This is a genomic window from Mogibacterium kristiansenii (genome assembly GCF_009695905.1).
Lineage (GTDB): Bacteria > Bacillota > Clostridia > Peptostreptococcales > Anaerovoracaceae > Mogibacterium_A > Mogibacterium_A kristiansenii.
In genome coordinates, this window is sequence record NZ_VUNA01000004.1 from 39360 (window position 1) to 57295 (window position 17936).

17 protein-coding genes and 1 tRNA gene are annotated in these 17936 nt (G+C 54.6%); 12 read left to right on the top strand and 6 right to left on the bottom strand.

Annotation, left to right across the window (positions count from 1 at the left end; translation table 11 throughout):
• Window positions 1–28: 28 nt before the first annotated feature.
• The 3 genes from FYJ65_RS02830 to FYJ65_RS02840 form a co-directional block, all read right to left on the bottom strand.
• The gene (locus FYJ65_RS02830) at window positions 29–727 is read right to left on the bottom strand and encodes a TIGR00266 family protein (RefSeq protein WP_154553843.1); all 699 of its coding nucleotides are present in this window, start codon (window positions 725–727) and stop codon (window positions 29–31) included.
• 381 nt (window positions 728–1108) lie between these two features.
• Window positions 1109–1963 carry an undecaprenyl-diphosphate phosphatase gene (locus tag FYJ65_RS02835; RefSeq protein WP_154553844.1) on the bottom strand — a complete coding sequence of 285 codons (855 nt, stop codon included), beginning with the start codon at window positions 1961–1963 and terminating at the stop codon, window positions 1109–1111.
• Window positions 1964–2042: 79 nt separating this feature from the next.
• Window positions 2043–2118: transfer RNA gene (locus FYJ65_RS02840), tRNA-Arg, on the bottom strand.
• A 368-nt stretch (window positions 2119–2486) separates the two neighbouring features.
• On the opposite strand from FYJ65_RS02840, the gene rplM reads away from it, so the two are divergent.
• The 10 genes from rplM (at window position 2487) to FYJ65_RS02890 (ending at window position 9808) form a co-directional block, all read left to right on the top strand.
• The gene (gene rplM / locus FYJ65_RS02845) at window positions 2487–2915 is read left to right on the top strand and encodes a 50S ribosomal protein L13 (protein WP_154553845.1); all 429 of its coding nucleotides are present in this window, start codon (window positions 2487–2489) and stop codon (window positions 2913–2915) included.
• Window positions 2916–2932: 17 nt separating this feature from the next.
• A complete protein-coding gene (gene rpsI / locus FYJ65_RS02850; protein ID WP_154553846.1) occupies window positions 2933–3328 on the top strand; it encodes a 30S ribosomal protein S9 in 396 nt (131 codons plus the stop codon).
• A gap of 149 nt (window positions 3329–3477) precedes the next feature.
• Window positions 3478–4452, top strand: coding sequence for an O-acetyl-ADP-ribose deacetylase (locus tag FYJ65_RS02855; RefSeq protein WP_154553847.1), 975 nt, complete (start codon window positions 3478–3480; stop codon window positions 4450–4452).
• Window positions 4453–4580: 128 nt separating this feature from the next.
• Window positions 4581–5237 carry a vWA domain-containing protein gene (locus FYJ65_RS02860; RefSeq protein WP_154553848.1) on the top strand — a complete coding sequence of 219 codons (657 nt, stop codon included), beginning with the start codon at window positions 4581–4583 and terminating at the stop codon, window positions 5235–5237.
• A gap of 797 nt (window positions 5238–6034) precedes the next feature.
• Complete coding sequence (locus tag FYJ65_RS02865) at window positions 6035–6250, top strand: FeoA family protein (RefSeq protein WP_154553849.1); 216 nt, start codon at window positions 6035–6037, stop codon at window positions 6248–6250.
• A 63-nt stretch (window positions 6251–6313) separates the two neighbouring features.
• Complete coding sequence (locus FYJ65_RS02870) at window positions 6314–6553, top strand: FeoA family protein (protein WP_154553850.1); 240 nt, start codon at window positions 6314–6316, stop codon at window positions 6551–6553.
• Between the two features lie 47 nt (window positions 6554–6600).
• Window positions 6601–8748 carry a ferrous iron transport protein B gene (feoB, locus tag FYJ65_RS02875; protein WP_328603032.1) on the top strand — a complete coding sequence of 716 codons (2148 nt, stop codon included), beginning with the start codon at window positions 6601–6603 and terminating at the stop codon, window positions 8746–8748.
• Between the two features lie 135 nt (window positions 8749–8883).
• Window positions 8884–9063, top strand: coding sequence for a FeoB-associated Cys-rich membrane protein (locus FYJ65_RS02880; RefSeq protein ID WP_154553851.1), 180 nt, complete (start codon window positions 8884–8886; stop codon window positions 9061–9063).
• An 83-nt stretch (window positions 9064–9146) separates the two neighbouring features.
• Entirely contained in the window at window positions 9147–9392 is a 246-nt protein-coding gene (locus tag FYJ65_RS02885; protein WP_154553852.1) for a heavy-metal-associated domain-containing protein, read from the top strand.
• A 242-nt stretch (window positions 9393–9634) separates the two neighbouring features.
• Complete coding sequence (locus FYJ65_RS02890) at window positions 9635–9808, top strand: hypothetical protein (RefSeq protein WP_154553853.1); 174 nt, start codon at window positions 9635–9637, stop codon at window positions 9806–9808.
• Between the two features lie 934 nt (window positions 9809–10742).
• Here FYJ65_RS02890 and FYJ65_RS02895 read toward each other — a convergent pair.
• Entirely contained in the window at window positions 10743–12236 is a 1494-nt protein-coding gene (locus FYJ65_RS02895; protein WP_154553854.1) for a phosphohexomutase domain-containing protein, read from the bottom strand.
• A gap of 164 nt (window positions 12237–12400) precedes the next feature.
• On the opposite strand from FYJ65_RS02895, the gene srtB reads away from it, so the two are divergent.
• The gene (gene srtB / locus FYJ65_RS02900; protein ID WP_154553855.1) at window positions 12401–13321 is read left to right on the top strand and encodes a class B sortase; all 921 of its coding nucleotides are present in this window, start codon (window positions 12401–12403) and stop codon (window positions 13319–13321) included.
• 106 nt (window positions 13322–13427) lie between these two features.
• Here srtB and FYJ65_RS02905 read toward each other — a convergent pair whose 3' ends face one another.
• Both FYJ65_RS02905 and FYJ65_RS02910 read right to left on the bottom strand, forming a co-directional pair.
• A complete protein-coding gene (locus FYJ65_RS02905; RefSeq protein ID WP_154553856.1) occupies window positions 13428–13982 on the bottom strand; it encodes a phosphoribosyltransferase family protein in 555 nt (184 codons plus the stop codon).
• Window positions 13983–16400: 2418 nt separating this feature from the next.
• Window positions 16401–16616, bottom strand: coding sequence for a hypothetical protein (locus FYJ65_RS02910; RefSeq protein WP_154553857.1), 216 nt, complete (start codon window positions 16614–16616; stop codon window positions 16401–16403).
• 86 nt (window positions 16617–16702) lie between these two features.
• On the opposite strand from FYJ65_RS02910, the gene FYJ65_RS02915 reads away from it, so the two are divergent.
• The gene (locus FYJ65_RS02915) at window positions 16703–17899 is read left to right on the top strand and encodes an aminotransferase-like domain-containing protein (protein ID WP_154553858.1); all 1197 of its coding nucleotides are present in this window, start codon (window positions 16703–16705) and stop codon (window positions 17897–17899) included.
• Window positions 17900–17936: the final 37 nt, after the last annotated feature.

The window sequence follows — 17936 nt, forward strand, 5'->3', positions numbered from 1 at the left end:
GATTCCACCCGCTGTTTTTTATCAAGACTTAGTTGTTGGAAGTCGGAATATACTTCGCTACGGCGTCTGCCAGGGAGTGCACGTTCCGGGTCTGGATGATGACCTTGCCGGTTCCGTGGAATTCGTTTACAAGACCTTCGCCGGACATGAAACCGAAGGTGCCGGAGGCCACGCGGATGTTGTAATCCAGGGAGGCTTCCCAAGCAACTACGTGCTCGTTGTCGATGGCCATCGGTGCATTCGGGGTGATGTCCAGGACAACCAGGTCACCGAAGGCATTAATCAGAACCTGACCGTTTCCTTCCGTTTCCATCACGAAGAGACCACCGGTGCCGCCAAAGAAGGCTTTACCGATGTCCTGGCGCTTGATGTTGTAGAATACGGAATCATCGCAAGCCAGGAACGCACCGGTGTTCAGACGGTACTGATTTCCGCCGCCTACGTTGAGGCATGCTACCTTTCCCGGAACGGCCGGTGCGATACCCAGCCGGGCACCTTCCGCCTGACCGACTGCTTTTGTGATGAACATGCTCTCGCCACTCACCGCACTGCGGGCAATCGCGCCTACCAATCCGCCAAAGCCGGACTTCTTGCTGTTGGTTTCTGCCTGAAGGCTGACGTTCTGCATAAATGCCATAGCGCCCCGTTCCACTTTGATGGTTTCGCCGGAGCTGAGAGTAATATCTACGATTGGCGCATCGGAGTCGCCGATAATTTTATAATTCATTTGATCCTCCTGTCTATACGACGAGAATTATACGGTTGGTTTATTATAGCATATGGGAAAAGGAATGGAAATTACACCTTTGGGTACTTTCCCGTATGTGTCGGACGACTGTTCGTTTGCGAAGAATCCGATAGACGGTTCACACAGAAGGCATATATTCAGTTAACAAAAACTACACAAACGGGTGGTACTATAATGGTGCAGAAGGGAAATGACACAGAGTACCGGAAGCGAGAAACCATAATGCATTTTCTTTAATTGTTCTTTCTTAATTAATAATTTCGTAGTGGTAAAAAGTCGCCGAGCCCCCATCGGCGGCTTTTTACGTTTCCCAAAATAAAAACGGCGCTGCAATCGCAGCGCCAAAACGATTCTTAATAATTAGTGCAGCACGCCGAAGTACAGGATGACCAGTGCGCCCAGCACGATTCGGTACCAACCGAAAGGTTTGAAGTTGTGCTTCCGGATGTAGGAAAGCAGAAACTTAATAATGAACAGGGAGACCACGAAGGCCACGATCATGCCCACCGCCAGGATGACGTATTCCGTGGGGGTGTACAGCAGTCCGTTCTTCAGAAGTTTTAACAGGCTGGCGCCGGCCATTACCGGAATCGCCAGAATGAAGGTGAAGTTGGCCGCAGCCGGACGGGATACGCCAATCATCAATCCTCCCAGGATGGTGGCGCCGGAACGGGAAGTACCCGGAAATACCGCCGCAATGACCTGGAACAGACCGATGGCAAACGCTTCCTTATAACTGATGCCCGCCATGGTTTCGGTGCGCGGGGTCTTATGGGAGTTGCGGTTCTCGATGATGATAAATGCTACACCCACCACAATCAGCATGATGGAAACCACCAGCCAGTTGTAGAAGTGAGCGTTCAGCCAGTCATCAAAAGCCACGCCGATTACCGCCGCCGGAAGACAAGCCACGATGGTTTTACCCCAAAGGTTCAGGACGCCTTTATCCAGGCGGATTGCTTTCTGGGGATTGGTGGCGTGCTTTCCCTCCACGATGACTCTTTTCAGCGGCCAGATTTCGCCCCAGTACAGAAGCACCACCGCCAGGATGGCACCCAGCTGGATGACCACCAGAAAGGTGTCCCAGAATTCCGGGGAGACATTCATCTTGACGAATTCGTCCAGAAGGATCATGTGTCCCGTGCTGCTCACCGGCAGCCATTCCGTAATACCTTCCACAACGCCGAAGAGCACGGCCTTCAGAATTTCAAACATATATTACCTCATTTCTGCGATTTCCCTAAAAATAAAAATCAGACGAGTACAATACCGCGTCCGACCATGTATACCATATTGGTGCGCCCGGCGAGATTCGAACTCGCGACCTTCACATTCGGAGTGTGCTACTCTATCCCCTGAGCTACGGGCGCTAGGCGTGATTCATAAATCACTCAGTGTAGTATATCAGATTTTATGAGAAAAAACTACCCCCGAATTGCATTTATTCCCATAAGTTTTGAAAAGAGAACGAGCCGAACGGCGCCCTTCCGGGGAAAGGCGCCTCAAATTTCCGGAAAAAGTCCCCAAAACCCTTGACTCAGAACCTCCGGAGGATTATAATTTAAAGGCTTGCAAATGCGAAACTGTATTTGTGTGCAAAAAAGGAGCAGGCCTCGTGCCGGTAACTCCGACGCTAATAATTTATTTTTAGTATGCCGAACCAGATCGAGAGATTCCAGTAGGCAATGCCGAAACCGATTGAGTTGTAAGCAATCTGAGTAGGTAGAAAGGAAGAAAAATGAAGTCTTACATTGCAAAGCCTGCAGAGGTAGAACGTAAGTGGTACGTTATCGATGCAGAAGACAAGACTCTGGGAAAGATCGCATCTGAGGTTGCATCCATCCTGAGAGGAAAGAAGAAGCCGATTTACACCCCGCACGTTGACACCGGTGACTATGTTATCGTAATCAACGCAGAGAAGGTTCGTGTAACCGGTAAGAAGGAAGAGCAGAAAATCTACAAGAGCCACAGCGGTTATCCGGGCGGCTTGAAGGAGACTACTCTCAGAGAACTCCGTGCGAAGAAGCCGGAAGAAATCATCCGTCACGCTGTTAAGGGCATGATGCCAAAGGGCAAGCTGGGCAGACAGATGTTCAAGAAGTTAAAGGTATACGCTGGACCGGAGCATCCGCACACTGCGCAGAATCCGGAAGAGTGGACATTCTAGGAAGGGAGGAATAGAAGATGGCTAATACACAGTATCAGGCAACAGGCAGAAGAAAATCTTCGGTTGCAAGAGTCAGATTACTCCCAGGAACCGGAAAGATCACAATCAATAAGAAGGATCTGGAAGAGTACTTCGGAATGGATATTCTGAAGAACGAAGTAAAAAGACCTTTCGACGTAACAGGCACAGCCGGCAAGTATGACGTTATCGCAATCGTTGAAGGTGGCGGTACAACAGGTCAGGCCGGTGCACTGAGACACGGAATTTCCAGAGCTCTCTGCGTAGCTGATGAGGAAGCAAACAGACCTGCACTGAAGGCAGCTGGTTTCCTGACCAGAGACCCGAGAATGAAGGAAAGAAAGAAATACGGACTCAAGAAGGCGAGAAGAGCGAGCCAGTTCTCCAAGCGTTAATTTCAGAGAAGTATTGCAAAACCCCAGGAAGCATTGTTTCCTGGGGTTTTCTCTTTTACGTTTTTTTCTCGGACGTTGGGGCGGTGGTGAAACTCCTTTTTTTGTGATACACTGAAATTCAGAGTGAGACGGGGAAGGAGTTTTTTGCTATGCCTTTGAAGATTATCCGTGACGATATCACGAAATTGAAAGTGGATGCCATTGTAAATGCTGCGAAGCCAAGCCTGCTGGGCGGCGGTGGTGTGGACGGCTGTATTCATCGTGCCGCCGGACCGGAGCTTTTGGAGGAATGCCGCACCTTGCAGGGGTGCGAAACCGGCGGGGCGAAGATTACTAAGGGGTACCGGCTGCCGTGCAAGTACGTAATCCATACTGTAGGACCGCAGTGGCGCGGAGGAGAGCATGGGGAAAAAGCGCTTTTGGAATCCTGCTACCGTGCGTCATTGGAGCTGGCGCGGGAATACGGATGTGAGACGGTAGCCTTTCCGCTGATTTCTTCGGGGATTTACGGGTACCCGAAGGATCGGGCGCTGCGTGTGGCGGTGGATGCGATTGGGGATTTTTTGTCGGAAAATGAGATGACGGTGTATATCGTGATTTTTGACCGGCAGTCCTATCGGATTGGAAAGAAACTTTTTTCGGAAATCGCGGAATACATCGATGACCGATATGAGGCGGAACACACGGTGCGGAGGTTCTATACAGAGAATCGGGCGGATGTGGAAATCGCTTCCGCAGAGGCGGATATTCCGGCGTTTTCGCTGGAGGATGCGCTGTCTCAACTGGATGAGAGTTTCTCGGAAATGCTGCTTCGAAAAATCACCGAGTCCGGCATGACGGATGTCCAGTGCTACAAAAAAGCCAATATCGACCGGAAACTGTTTTCCAAGATTCGTTCCGACAAATTCTATAAACCGTCAAAGACCACGGCAATTGCCTTTGCCCTGGCATTGGAGCTGCCCCTTTCGGAAATGCAGGATATGCTCCGCAAAGCCGGTTTTACCCTGTCCCACTCCAGCAAGTTCGATATAATCGTGGAGTTTTTCGTACAGCAGGGAAATTACAACGTGTTTGAAATTAACGAGGCGCTGTTCGCCTTCGACCAGCGGCTGATCGGGATGTAGGCGAACTTGGGGGCTCCAATCGGAGATGTCGCCATCCATGCGACCAACTCCCCTGCCATCCCCGGTAAAATGTGACTGTAAGGTTTGATTACCGAGCAGTCATTTTTTTAAATTGGGAGGAAAAGCAAATGAAAAAGAATCTGACAGAGATCGTATTCATACTGGATTGCAGCGGATCCATGAACGGGCTGGAGGGCGACACCATCGGTGGGTTTAATTCCATGATTGAGAAGCAGAAAAAAGAAAAATGGGAAGCGCTGGTTTCAACGGTGCTGTTCAGCAGTCGGAGTGAGGTCCTGCACGACCGGGTCCCGGTGCAGGATGTGCCTCGGATGACGAAGGCGGATTACGTGGCTTGCGGCTGCACGGCGCTGCTGGATGCGATCGGAGGTGCGATTCACCACATCGGCAACGTTCACAAATATGCTCGGCCGGAGGACGTGCCGGAGCACACCTTATTCGTGATTACCACCGACGGACTGGAAAATGCCAGCCGCCACTATAATATCGACCGGGTAAAAAGCATGATTGAACGCCGGAAAAAGAAGTACGGATGGGAGTTCATGTTCCTGGGGGCCAATATCGATGCGGTGGAGACCGCCGGATGGATTGGCATCGACGCGGATCGAGCGGTGAATTATCGCTGTGACGGAATTGGAACCGCCTTGAACTTTGAGGTGCTGAGCGACGCAATATCCGATGTGCGTGCGGACGAGGAGTTAACGCCTCAATGGAAAAAAAGAATCGACGCGGACTTCCGTGCCCGGGACGGCCGAAAAAAATAAAGGGGAGTGGACTTGTCTCCGGTCGGTCTAGGCGCCGCCGCCTGCCACCGGCGGCTTTTACAGCGGCGCGATTTGCTCCCCGCTCCCCGCAAAGCCTTGCGGCTCCGTTCCGGGGAGCAAAATCTTCACAGAGATTCCGCGCCGCCGCCTGCCACCGGCGGCCTTTACAGCGGCGCGATTTGCTCCCCGCTCCCCGCAAAGCCTTGCGGCTTCGTTCCGGGGAGCAAAATCTTCACACAGATTCCGCGCCGCCGCCTGCTACCGGCGGCCTTTTACAGCGGCGCGATTTGCTCCCCGCTCCTCACAAAGCCTTGCGGCACCGTTCCGGGGAGCAAAATCTTCACAGCAATTCCGCGCCGCCGCCTGCCACCGGCGGCCTTTTACAGCGGCGCGATTTGCTCCCCGCTCCTCACAAAGCCTTGCGGCACCGTTCCGGGGAGCAAAATCTTCACAGCAATTCCGCGCCGCCGCCTGCCACCGGCGGCCTTTTAAGTTAGATGCCTATAACTTTTTTCTGAAACTTTATTGACAAGAGGGAAGAAATCGCTATAATAATATAGAAGTTAGTTAAGCTGAACTAACAAATGTAACACAAGACTAACAGAAGTAATATACAGCTAACGAACCGGTCGCGAATGCCGGAAGCGTCTGCAAGAAATGCGAAGCGCCTGCAGGTCCTGCGGAGCATCAACGGAGCCCGCGAAGCACCGCAAAGACTGCGGAGCACATGCACGTGCACACATATACGACGAGACGGAGAAGGCCTTGTCAGGATGAATGATACAGGAGGTGGGAACATGCCAATCACAATTGCAAAAACCGGTGATATCGTTCGTATCATCCGAATCACAGGGGATGATTCCATTCGGACCCATTTGGCGGAACTGGGTTTCGCAGTGGGCGCGGAAGTTAAAGTCGTGAAGGCGGTGAAAGGGAATTTAATTCTGCAGGTACACGGAACGCGGCTTGCTTTGGATCAGAGCATGGCCAGCCGGCTGCTTGTGGAGTTTTAGAAGTTAAGGATAGAGAATGAAGTAATTCAGGTCACTATTTAAGAGAACATTAAGGAGGAAAAAATGGAGACATTGAACAATCTGGCGGTGGGCGAAAGCGCAACCATCAAGAAAATCGGAAGCGTGGGACAGACCCGGAGAAGAATCATGGATATGGGCCTGACCAAAGGAACGCAGGTCTATGTTCGCAAAGTCGCACCGCTGGGAGACCCGATGGAGCTGACCGTAAGAGGGTACGAGCTGTCAGTGCGGAAAGGCGATGCGGAACTGATTGAAATCGAGAACATTCAGAAAGCAAAGTAAAATTTTGGAGATAAACGAATTTAGGATATTAAGAAAGGAGTTATTCAGTGGCAATTAAGATCGCACTTGCAGGAAACCCGAACTGCGGAAAGACAACGCTGTTCAACGCGTTGACCGGAAGCAACCAGTATGTGGGAAACTGGCCGGGCGTTACTGTAGAAAAGAAGGACGGTAGATTAAAGACCGACAAAACCATTACAATTCAGGACCTTCCGGGAATCTATTCCCTTTCCCCGTACACCATGGAGGAAGTGGTCACCCGGCGGTACTTGGTGAACGAAAGACCGGATGCCATCATCAACATCATCGACGCCACCAACCTGGAGCGAAACCTGTATCTCACCACACAGCTGTTGGAGCTGCACATTCCGACCATCATCGCATTGAACATGATGGACATCGTGAATAAGAACGGAGACCGCATCGACGTCCCGCAGCTGAGCAAAGAGCTGGGCTGTCCAATCGTTCCGATCAGTGCTCTCAAGGGAGACGGCAGCGAGGAGCTGATTGATCAGGCGGTCAAAGTGGCAAAGAAGAGAACCATGGGAGACACCCCGCACGTGTACTCCGGCAGCGTGGAGCACGCCATCGCACACATCGAGGAATCCATTGAAGACAAGGTGTCTGCAAACAACCTGAGATGGTACGCCGTCAAATTCTTCGAACGGGATGAGAAGGTTCGGGAAGAAATCAAGCTGGGCGCTTCCGTTCTCAGCGAGATTGAAGGTCACATCGAGGACTGCGAAAAAGAAATGGACGACGATGCGGAGAGCATCATCATCAACCAGCGCTACGAGTACATCAACCGCGTGGTCCCAAAAGCAATTGAAAGAAAACAAGGTCACGAGAAGCTGACTTTGTCCGATAAAATCGACCGGATCGTAACCAACCGAGTGCTGGCACTGCCGATTTTTGCCGTAGTGATGTTCCTGGTATATTATATTTCCGTTACCACCATCGGTGACATCGTTACCGGCTGGACCAACGACGTGTTCGTTGCGGGAATTCAGGACTGGGCGTCCAACGGACTGACCCATATGGGTGCATCGGATTGGGTAATTTCCCTAGTATCCGACGGTATCATTGGCGGCTTGGGTGCGCCGATTGGATTCGCACCGCAGATGGCCATCGTGTTCTTCTTCCTGGCATTGCTGGAAGACTGCGGATACATGGCGAGAGTTGCTTTTATCATGGATAGAATCTTCCGTCGGTTCGGACTGTCCGGAAAGAGCTTTATCCCGTTCCTCATTTCCTCCGGATGCGGTGTGCCGGGAATCATGGCAACCCGTACCATCGAGAATGAGAAGGACCGCCGCATGACCATGATGACCACCACCACCATTCCATGTGGTGCAAAACTTCCGGTAATCGCTACCATCGCAGGCTACATCGCCGGCGGTGCATGGTGGGTGGCTCCGGCAATGTACTTCCTGGGCATTGGACTGGTTATCGTATACTGCATTATTTTGAAGAAGACAAAGATGTTTGAAGGAGACCCGGCTCCGTTCGTTATGGAACTTCCGGCATACCACGCACCGTCTCCAAAGAGCGTGCTCCTCAGCGTATGGGAAAGAGTATGGGCATTCCTGAAGAAAGCGGGAACCATCCTGTTCCTCTGCTGTGCGGTAATGTGGTTCTTGGGCAACTTTGGTTTTGCGGGCGGAAGCTTCGGCCTGGTGGACGCAGAAGACTCGCTGCTGGCGGTTATCGGCGGCGCAATTGCTTTTATATTCAAACCACTGGGATTCGGAACATGGCAGGCTGTTGCGTCCTCCCTGTCCGGTTTTGTGGCAAAAGAAGGTATCGTATCTACCATGGGCGTTCTGTCCGGACTGGGCGAGATCGAGGGATACAGTGCAGCGTACCAGGCACAGTTCGCCGCATTCTTCCCATCCATGCTGGCAGCGTTCTCCTTCATGGTATTCAACCTGTTTGATTCCCCGTGCCTGGCGGCTCTGTCCACCACCGCGAAGGAAATGAACAACCGGAAATTCTTCTGGTACTCCGTACTTTTCCAGAACGTCAGCGCATACTTCGTGTCTCTGATTGTGTACCAGATTGGCGGACTGATTCTGGGCGAAGTGTCTTTCGGCATCGCAACGGTAGTCGCATTTATCGTGCTGGCATTCGTGCTGTACTTGCTGTTCCGTCCGGATCTGAACAAGAAAGCAAAGGTTGCGCTGGAGAAGAACTAAGTTATAATTGTAAAAGGAGAGATGGCATTGAACGGCGTAGACGTGATTGTACTGGCCGGAATCGGCATTCTGATGGTGATAGCCATTCGAATTGTAATCGGGTTTTTCCGATAAGATAGGAAAGGAGGAAATGCTTTGAACGGAATTGATATTGTAATCTGTCTGGTTATTTTGGCCCTGGTGGTTGTGGTAATCCGGTATCTGATTAAGGAAAAGAAGGCAGGGCATAAATCCTGCGGCTTCGATTGTTCCACCTGCTCGATGTGTTCTCACGGAGGACACGGCTGCAGCGGAGGATGCCACCCAAAGAAATAACAGGTAAAGCAATTCCCCGGCAGCCTTGTCGGGGATTTTTGCTTGACGAATTTGTTTTTACGGTAAAAAAAGGAGATGGAGAGATGCGTAAGATTACGGCACATATTGACGGAATGCAGTGCGGCATGTGCGAGAGCCATGTGAACGACCTGGTCCGGAAGAATTTTAGGGTAAAAAAAGTGAAATCCTCTCACCGAACCGGGGAGTGCACCATCGTTGCGGAGTGCGATATTCCGCAGCCGGAGCTGGAGAAGAAGCTGGGGGAAATGGGCTACCGCCTGCTGGATATGGAGAGCGAAGAGTATCAGAAGAAAGGGCTGTTTAGATAGGCCTTCGGTATGAGCAGGGCCTCCGGCCGGTGTGATAGGCTTCCGGCTCGGGGTGGAGCATTGCCTTCGGCATTGGGCGATGCCGCCGGCCCGGGACCAAGCATTGCCGCCGGCCCGGGGGTGGAAAAATTCCCCCAAATGGTCTATAATTCTCTTATATCATTTGCACTGAATGGAAACTCTTTGAGCCGGGCGCCGGTGGGCGAAGAAAAACCGGCTGGGGAAATAGAAAGGAGTGGACCGTGGCTTCCAAGAACAATAAGAAGAAGAAAAACGAAGCGGCCAAAACCGGTCCGACCGGTTTCGCGACGGACCGGCGGAAAATTTCAAAGGTCAGCCGTGTCATGGCACTGTTGTTGGGTATCATCATGATTGTCTTCATGCTGTTGTCCTCCAGCGTGTACTTATTTAATTAATTAAAAGTGCCCCGCGGGACTGGGACCTGCGGGGCACTGTTGAGGAGAGGGAAGCACCTTGCCGATAAACCGGCAAGGTGCTTTTTGTGCGTCGGCGCGGAACGGTGCGGAGTGTGACCGCAGGGGCTGAAAAGGCCGCCGGCCCCCTGTGTCGGCGCGGGAAAAGTGTGAAGACTTTGCTCCCCGGAACGGAGCTACAAGGGTTAGCGGGGAGCGGGGAGCAAACCGCGCCTTGGAAAAGCCGGCCGGCCCCGGGTGTCGGCGCGGAATTTGTGTGAAGAATTTGCTCCCCGGAACGGAGCCGCAAGGGTTCGCGGTTAGCGGGGAGCAAACCGCGCCTTGGAAAAGGCGCCCGGCCCCGGCCTGCGGTTCGCGCCCGGAAACCGAAAACAAAGGGCTTGCGGGAAGGTGAGCGCGAACCATGCCGGCCGGCGGGCCTCCAAACCCGAAATTCCCAGCCCGAGGTTCGCGCCCGGAAACCGAAAATAAAGGGCTTGCGGGGAGTCGAGCGCGAACCATGCCGACCGTCGGGCCGCTAATCTCGAAAAACCCGGCCCGAGGTTCGCGCCCGGAAACCGAAAACAAAGGGCTTGCGGGGAGTCAAGCGCGAACCATGCCGGCCACCGGACCTCCAACCTCGAAACACCCGGCCGAGGTTCGCGCCCGGAAACCGAAAACAAAGGGTTCGCGGGGAGTCGAGCGCGAACCATGCCGGCCGGCGGGCCGCCAAACCCGAAACACCCGGCCGGCCGCCGGGCCCACTTTGCTTACCGGAGGACCTGCAAGTATGCCCGGCGGGCCCATCCCACTTTCGGCGGACCCGCCCCGGCCGTCCCCCGAGCCCGCTTTGCTTCCCAGCGGGCCGGGTCCCAACAAAAAAACACCGGGCGGCCGCCCGGTGTTTACTCCTATCCTATTAATCCTATCATCCCTGCTATTCCAGCGGACTCAGGTCGATTCCCTCGAATCCTTCCAGGTACGCTTTCAGCAGCGGAAGCACTTCTGCGATGCCCCCCTCGTGGGTGGCTTCCACGTTCAGCGGAAGCACCGGATCGTGCAGGGACTTCCGCAGGAGGAACCAACCGGTGTGGCCGTTCCGATCGTAATTGACCCGGACACCTTCGTGATTCGGCTCTTCCAGGGAAAGACCGGTTGTTTTTGCAACCCAATCCGGCATGCCTTCCAGAATACCGGTGCCGATCTCCACAAAATTCTCCCGATCCAGGTTGAACCGAATTTCCTTGGCCTCCGCCGGAGAACCCAGTGCATCGATCAGGGTTTCGATATCCTTGCCTTCTTTTTTCAGCTTAGCGGCGGCGGCCACAATCAGGCAGGCCAGGTAGGCGCCGTCATCCAGGTAGTAGTTGTCGGAATATGCGGCATGGCCGGAAGTCTCGATGGCCAGGAAGGCATCCTCGCCTTCTTCTTTTAGCTGAATGGCCTTGTTGATTACGTTCCGGTAGCCCCGCTTAAAGCGCAGGTGTTTGAGACCCAGTTCCTGTTCCAGGAAGGTGTGAAGCTCGTTGGAGGTGATGCTGTCGGTAACCACGGTGCCTCCCGGATGGTTTGGCGCTTCCAGAGCTGCGGCCAGCGCCACGATGGCATTCCGGCTGATCGGCTGACCGCTTCCGGTTACCGCCGCACTGCGGTCCACGTCCGTGTCAAAAATAATTCCCAGATCCGCACCGGCTTCCTGCACCCGGGCGCAGATGGACGCCATAGCCTCCGGGTTTTCCGGATTCGGCACGTGATTCGGGAAGTGGCCGTCCGGCTCCAGGAACTGGCTGGAAGAAACATCCGCTCCCAGCGGTGCCAGAACCTTCTCCGCAAAAAATCCGCCGGCACCGTTTCCCGCATCCACGGTGATTTTCATGCCATCCAGCTTTCCGCCCACTTTGCGGGTGATGATGGAGCGCAGGTGCGCCGCATACATATCCATCAGTTCGTTTTCCTCGCACTCGTAATGCTCCGCAATCGGGTAAATGGTGGACGCCCGCTTTAGAATTGCCTGAATGTCCGCCTTCTCCAGTCCGCCTTCTGCGGTGAAAAACTTGAATCCGTTCCGGTTCCACGGCAGGTGGCTGGCGGTAATCATGATCGCCCCGTCAAACTGGTACACCGGCATCACCGTGGACATGAACATGGCCGGCGTGGACGCCAGACCCGCATCCGTGCAGCGCGACCCCAGCATGCAGATGCCCCGCATCACGTCCTTCTTCAGATTCTCCCCGGAAAGCCGGGAATCCGTGCCAATGCAGATGTTCAGGTCGTACTCGCTCTTGCCCAGCTTCAGCGCCAGCCAGTAGACGAACGCCTCTCCAATGGCAATCGCGTCGTAGCGGTCCAGGTTCACCTCTTCTCCTTCCACGCCGGGAAGGGCGATGCCCCGAATATCGCTGCCGTTCTGCAAATTCATAATATTTTTCATTTCGATACCTCTAATTCTAATCCGGCCCCGCGACGTCGGACGACCCCGCGAAACGCCTGTATTTTTATCACAATGCTATACTAACCGATTTGTGAACCAAAGTAAAGTTGTAAAGCCCAGGGGTCATGGTATAATAAGAGAGAATCGGTTTAGAAGGAGGGTGTATGAACTCGGGTAAAAATAAAAATACGGCGGACCGAACACGTCCGACTCGTCAGGAGAAGCGGGCGGCGAAGAGGGAAGCGAAGATGCGGCGGAAAGAAGCGCTTCGGAATGCGCCCCTGTCGGTGCGGATTCGAAACGGGGCGCTCAACGTGATTACCGTTTGCCTGATTGGAATTATTTTGGTGAGCGGATATAAGATCGGAAAGACCATGTGGGAATACCAGGTGGCAAAGTCCGCGTATACGAATATCAGTGAGAAGACCGCGAAGGTGGATCCGAAGCAGTTCACCGGGGTGGTGGATTGGAAGGCGTTGAAGAAGGTGAATCCGGATGTGCAGGGCTGGCTGTACCAGAAGGGCACCGTAATCAACTATCCGGTGGTTCAGGGAACGGACAACGACACCTACCTCCATACGCGCTTCGACAAGCAGTGGAGCGGCGGCGGCACCCTGTTCGTGGACTGCAGGATGGAGAAGGATTTTAAGGGCTTTAATTCCATTATATATGGTCATCACATGAAGGATGGCAGCATGTTCCGAAGCATTCGGGGATATACAAAGGAAGACGGCTATTACGACAAGCACAAAAACCTGGAGCTTGCGACGCCTCACGGAAACTATCATCTGGTGGTGTTCTCTGCTTTTATCACGAAGGCAACGGACGAGGACACCTATAAGATGACGTACGGCGAGGCGGAGAAGCAGGCCTATATCGACCGAGCTTGGGAGCGGTCGGAGCTGCCCATCACCAGGGATTCGGTGGACGTAACGAAGAACGACCGGCTGGTGACCCTGAGCACCTGCGCCTACGACTATGAGGAGGCCCGGTACATTGTGATGTGCAAGATGGTGCCGTGGACAAAAGCGGAAGTGCAGGCGGGCAAAGACGCCCAGAAGCAGATTGACGCACAGAAGAAATAGAGGACAGACATCGAAAAAGCTGCGGCCGGACGCCGCAGCTTTTGGTATAGGAAGAAAAAATCCCCGGAGCCATTGCTTCGGGGATTTTCGTCATCAGTATTTTTTATTATTCCTTGATGGTGCCGTCGGCATTGAATACCGGCAGGACGTTCAGGTAGGTGATGTCGTCTCTCTTCGCCGCATTGCCTTCGGCCAAAACCGTCATTTTGCCGACGATGTTGCCGCCCACGCTGTTCACCAGCTGTTCCAGGGTTGCCAGCGACTCACCGGTGCTGATAACGTCGTCCACAATCAGGATGCGCTTGCCGTCCATGGCTTCCCGCTCGTCGTGGCCCAAGCACAGGGTCTGCACGTGATCCGTTGTGATGGAACGAACCTCGATGGTAACCACATCCTGCATGTACAGCTTGCTTCCCTTTCTGGCAACGATGTATGGCTTGTTGCCGGCCTGGCGCGCCATCTCGTATGCAAGAGGAATTCCCTTAGACTCCGCCGTGATGATGACATCGAACTCCGGAGCTTTCTTCAGAAGCTCGGTGGCAGCGGCTCTGGTAATCTCCACATCATTGAAGAGGATAAAAGCGGCGATGTACAGGTCATCGGTGACTTTGCAAAGCGGCAGGTTCCGGTCCAATCCGGCGATGTTCATTTTGTAGTCCATGGGTAATCTCCTTATATATGCTCAAAAAATAATGTTTTATCAAACGTAACAATTATACATGGGCGGCCGGGAAGTTACAAGGGGGGTGGGGAGGCCGGATGTGAAAAAATTTGCTCCCCGGAACGGAAGAACAAGGGCTAGCGGGGAGCGGGGAGCAAACCGCGCCATGGAAAAGCCGGCCGGCCCCAGGTGGGGGTGCGGAAATTGTGTGAAGATTTTGCTCCCCGGAACGGAAGAACAAGGGCTAGCGGACAGCGGGGAGCAAACCGGGCCATGGAAAAGCCGGCCGGCCCCAGGCGGGGGCGCGGAAATTGTGTGAAGATTTTGCTCCCCGAAACGGAGCCACAAGGGCTAGCAGGCAGCGGGGAGCAAACCGCGCCTTGGAAAAGCCGGCCGGCCCCAGGTGGGGGTGCGGAAATTGTGTGAAGATTTTGCTCCCCGGAACGGAAGAACAAGGGCTAGCGGACAGCGGGGAGCAAACCGGGCGATGGAAAAGCCGGCCGGCCCCAGGCGGGGGCGCGGAAATTGTGTGAAGATTTTGCTCCCCGAAACGGAGCCACAAGGGCTAGCAGGCAGCGGGGAGCAAACCGCGCCTTGGAAAAGCCGGCCGGCCCCAGGTGGGGGTGCGGAAATTGTGTGAAGATTTTGCTCCCCGGAACGGAAGAACAAGGGCTAGCGGACAGCGGGGAGCAAACCGGGCGATGGAAAAGCCGGCCGGCCCCAGGCGGGGGCGCGGAAATTGTGTGAAGATTTTGCTCCCCGAAACGGAGCCACAAGGGCTAGCAGGCAGCGGGGAGCAAACCGCGCCTTGGAAAAGCCGGCCGGCCCCAGGTGGGGGCGCGGAAATTATGTGAAGATTTTGCTCTCCGGAACGGAGCTACAAGGGCTAGCAGGCAGCGGGGAGCAAACCGCGCCTTGGAAAAGTCGGCCGGCCCCAGGTGGGGGCGCGGAAATTGTGTGAAGATTTTGCTCCCCGGAACGGAAGAACAAGGGCTAGCGGGGAGCGGGGAGCAAACCGCGCCTTGGAAAAGCCGGCCGGCCCCAGGTGGGGGCGCGGAAATTATGTGAAGATTTTGCTCTCCGGAACGGAGCTACAAGGGCTAGCAGGCAGCGGGGAGCAAACCGCGCCTTGGAAAAGTCGGCCGGCCCCAGGTGGGGGCGCGGAAATTGTGTGAAGATTTTGCTCCCCGGAACGGAAGAACAAGGGCTAGCGGGGAGCGGGGAGCAAACCGGCCGGCCAAATCGACGGCAAACCTGCGCTTTCCGGCCGGGAATTGTGTGAAGATTTTGCTCCCCGAAACGGAGGCATAAGGCCTAGCGGGGAGCGGGGAGCAAACCGGCCGGCCCGGCCGCCGGCGAATCAGAACTTTCCGGCCGGGAATTGTGTGAAGATTTTGCTCCCCGAAACGGAGGTATAAGGGCTAGCGGGGAGGGGGGAGCAAACCGGCCGGCCAAATTGCCGGCGAAACTGCGTTTTCCGGTCGGGAGTTGTGTGAAGATTTTGCTCCCCGAAACGGAGCCACAAGGCCTAGCGAGGAGCGGGGAGCAAACCGGCCGGCCAAATCGACGGCAACCCTGCGCTTTCCGGCCGGGAGTTGTGTGAAGATTTTGCTCCCCGAAACGGAGGTATAAGGGCTAGCGGGGAGCGGGGAGCAAACCGGCAGACCAAATAGCCGGCCGGCGGGCCTCCAAATTCGAAAATCCCAGCCCGAGGTTCGCGCCCGGAAACCGAAATTAAAGGGTTAGCGGGGACTCGAGCGCGAACCAATCCGGCCGCCGTGCCGCTAAACCCGAAAATCCCGGCCCGAGGTTCGCGCCCGGAAACCGAAACCAAAGGGTTAGCGGGGAATCGAGCGCGAACCAAGCCGGCGCCCGGGCCGCCTTATCCGAAAATCCCGGCCCGAGGTTCGCGCCCGGAAACCGAAATCAAAGGGTTAGCGGGGAATCAAGCGCGAACCAATCCGGCCGCCGGGCCGCTAAATCCGAAAATTCTGGCCCGAGGTTCGCGCCCGGAAACCGAAATCAAAGGGTTAGCGGGGAGTCGAGCGCGAACCAATCCGGCCGCCGGGCCGCCAAACCTGAAAATCCCGGCCCGAGGTTCGCGCCCGGAAACCGAAATCAAAGGGTTAGCGGGGAATCGAGCGCGAACCAATCCGGCCGCCGGGCCGCTAAACCCGAAAATCCCGGCCCGAGGTTCGCGCCCGGAAACCGAAATTAAAGGGTTAGCGGGGAACAGAGCGCGAACCAAGCCGGCCCCCGGGACGGCCGCTTGTCCTATTTCCCTTTCAGCGGCCCCGACCTCCCGAGTTCCATCCCTCACCGCGCCATATAAATTGTATTGTACCACAATTTATACAGCGTAATTTCTACAAATAATACAAAAAACATATTGAAATCCTGAATCGAACAGAGTATAATTCAGATATTCGGATGAAGTGTGGCAGCGCCCACCGGTACGGCGGAGCCCCACATGGCGGCAGCGCCCACCGGTACGGCGGAGCCCCACATGGTGGCAGCGCCCACCGGTACGGCAGAGCCCCACATGGCGGCAGCGCCCACCGGTACGGCGGAGCCCCACATGGCGGCAGCGCCCACCGGTACGGCGGAGCCCCGACAGGAAGGAGGAGCCCGCACAGGGGCAACCCTAGCAGGTCCGACTCCATCCGACAGAAACCGGACAAACCAAAAGCAAATATAATGAAGAGAGTAGGGGAACAGAAATGAAAGAGTTATTATCCAAAGCGTATGCGAAAACCGGCGAATCCTTTATCAGCACAATCCTGACCGCGGCAGCGGATCCCAACGTGATTTCTTTCGCGGGCGGACTTCCCAATCCGGCGTCCTTCCCGATGGAAGCGCTGAAAGAATCCTGCAACAACATTATCGATAAATACGGTTCCGCCGTATTCCAGTATGCGAAGACCGAAGGTCTGCAGGCATTCCGTCAGTACCTGGCAGAGGACTACAACAAAACCTACGGCGTGAACCTGGATGCAGACAACATCGTTGTCACCACCGGTTCCCAGCAGGCACTGGATTGTTTTGGAAAAGTATTTATCAACGAAGGCGACGGAATCCTGGTAGAGAAGCCAAGCTATCTGGGTGCGTTCCAGGCATTTGACCAGTACTGCCCGGAATACTATCCGGTCACACTGAATGACGATGGACTGGACATCGAAGAACTGGAAGAGACTTTAGAGAAGTACGGCGACAAAATCAAGCTGGCCTATCTGATTCCGGAGTTCCAGAATCCGACCGGCTTGACCTACACGGAAGAAAACCGCGCAAAGGTCACCGAAATCCTGAAGAAATACAACGTCGTTCTGATTGAGGACGATCCGTACGGCCAGCTGCGTTTTGAAGGAACCAAACCGCCGTACATCGGTCTGGGCAAGCTCCCGCAGGCGGCGCTTCTGGGCACCTTCTCCAAGGTGGCAACCCCGGGAATGCGCGTGGGCTACGTGGTAACCGAGAACAAGGAACTGGCCAAATACATCGCTATGGCTCTGGAAGCCACTTCCTTGCACACCAACATCTTCTCCCAGTACCTGCTGCTGGATTACCTACAGAACAACGACCAGCCGGCACACGTTAAGGATATTCAGGATTTGTACAGACAGCAGTGCCACTGCATGCTGGACGCCATGGACAAATATTTCCCGGAAAACGTCACCTACACCAGACCGGAAGGCGGCATGTTCATCTGGGCAACCCTGCCGGAAGGCGTCAGCGCCATCAAACTGTTCCCGAAAGCAGCGGAGAAGGGCGTGGTATACGTTCCGGGCGATCCGTTCTACGTAGGCGTTCACGATGCCAACACCCTGCGCCTCAACTTCACCAATGCTTCACCGGAAGCCATCGACAAAGGCATTCACCTTCTGGGCGACATGCTCAAGGAAGAGTGCGCCGGAAAATAAGCCTAATATTTTCATAAAAATACATTCATACATGCAG

What these genes read in the sequence shown, in the direction of transcription:
- FYJ65_RS02885 (WP_154553852.1), top strand. Translation starts at nt 9,147, where the DNA reads ATGCGTAAGATTACGGCACATATTGACGGAATGCAGTGCGGCATGTGC.
- FYJ65_RS02870 (WP_154553850.1), top strand. Translation starts at nt 6,314, where the DNA reads ATGGAGACATTGAACAATCTGGCGGTGGGCGAAAGCGCAACCATCAAG.
- FYJ65_RS02895 (WP_154553854.1), bottom strand. Translation starts at nt 12,236, where the DNA reads ATGAAAAATATTATGAATTTGCAGAACGGCAGCGATATTCGGGGCATC.
- FYJ65_RS02860 (WP_154553848.1), top strand. Translation starts at nt 4,581, where the DNA reads ATGAAAAAGAATCTGACAGAGATCGTATTCATACTGGATTGCAGCGGA.
- FYJ65_RS02835 (WP_154553844.1), bottom strand. Translation starts at nt 1,963, where the DNA reads ATGTTTGAAATTCTGAAGGCCGTGCTCTTCGGCGTTGTGGAAGGTATT.
- rplM (WP_154553845.1), top strand. Translation starts at nt 2,487, where the DNA reads ATGAAGTCTTACATTGCAAAGCCTGCAGAGGTAGAACGTAAGTGGTAC.
- srtB (WP_154553855.1), top strand. Translation starts at nt 12,401, where the DNA reads ATGAACTCGGGTAAAAATAAAAATACGGCGGACCGAACACGTCCGACT.
- FYJ65_RS02830 (WP_154553843.1), bottom strand. Translation starts at nt 727, where the DNA reads ATGAATTATAAAATTATCGGCGACTCCGATGCGCCAATCGTAGATATT.
- FYJ65_RS02915 (WP_154553858.1), top strand. Translation starts at nt 16,703, where the DNA reads ATGAAAGAGTTATTATCCAAAGCGTATGCGAAAACCGGCGAATCCTTT.
- FYJ65_RS02865 (WP_154553849.1), top strand. Translation starts at nt 6,035, where the DNA reads ATGCCAATCACAATTGCAAAAACCGGTGATATCGTTCGTATCATCCGA.
- FYJ65_RS02855 (WP_154553847.1), top strand. Translation starts at nt 3,478, where the DNA reads ATGCCTTTGAAGATTATCCGTGACGATATCACGAAATTGAAAGTGGAT.
- rpsI (WP_154553846.1), top strand. Translation starts at nt 2,933, where the DNA reads ATGGCTAATACACAGTATCAGGCAACAGGCAGAAGAAAATCTTCGGTT.
- FYJ65_RS02905 (WP_154553856.1), bottom strand. Translation starts at nt 13,982, where the DNA reads ATGGACTACAAAATGAACATCGCCGGATTGGACCGGAACCTGCCGCTT.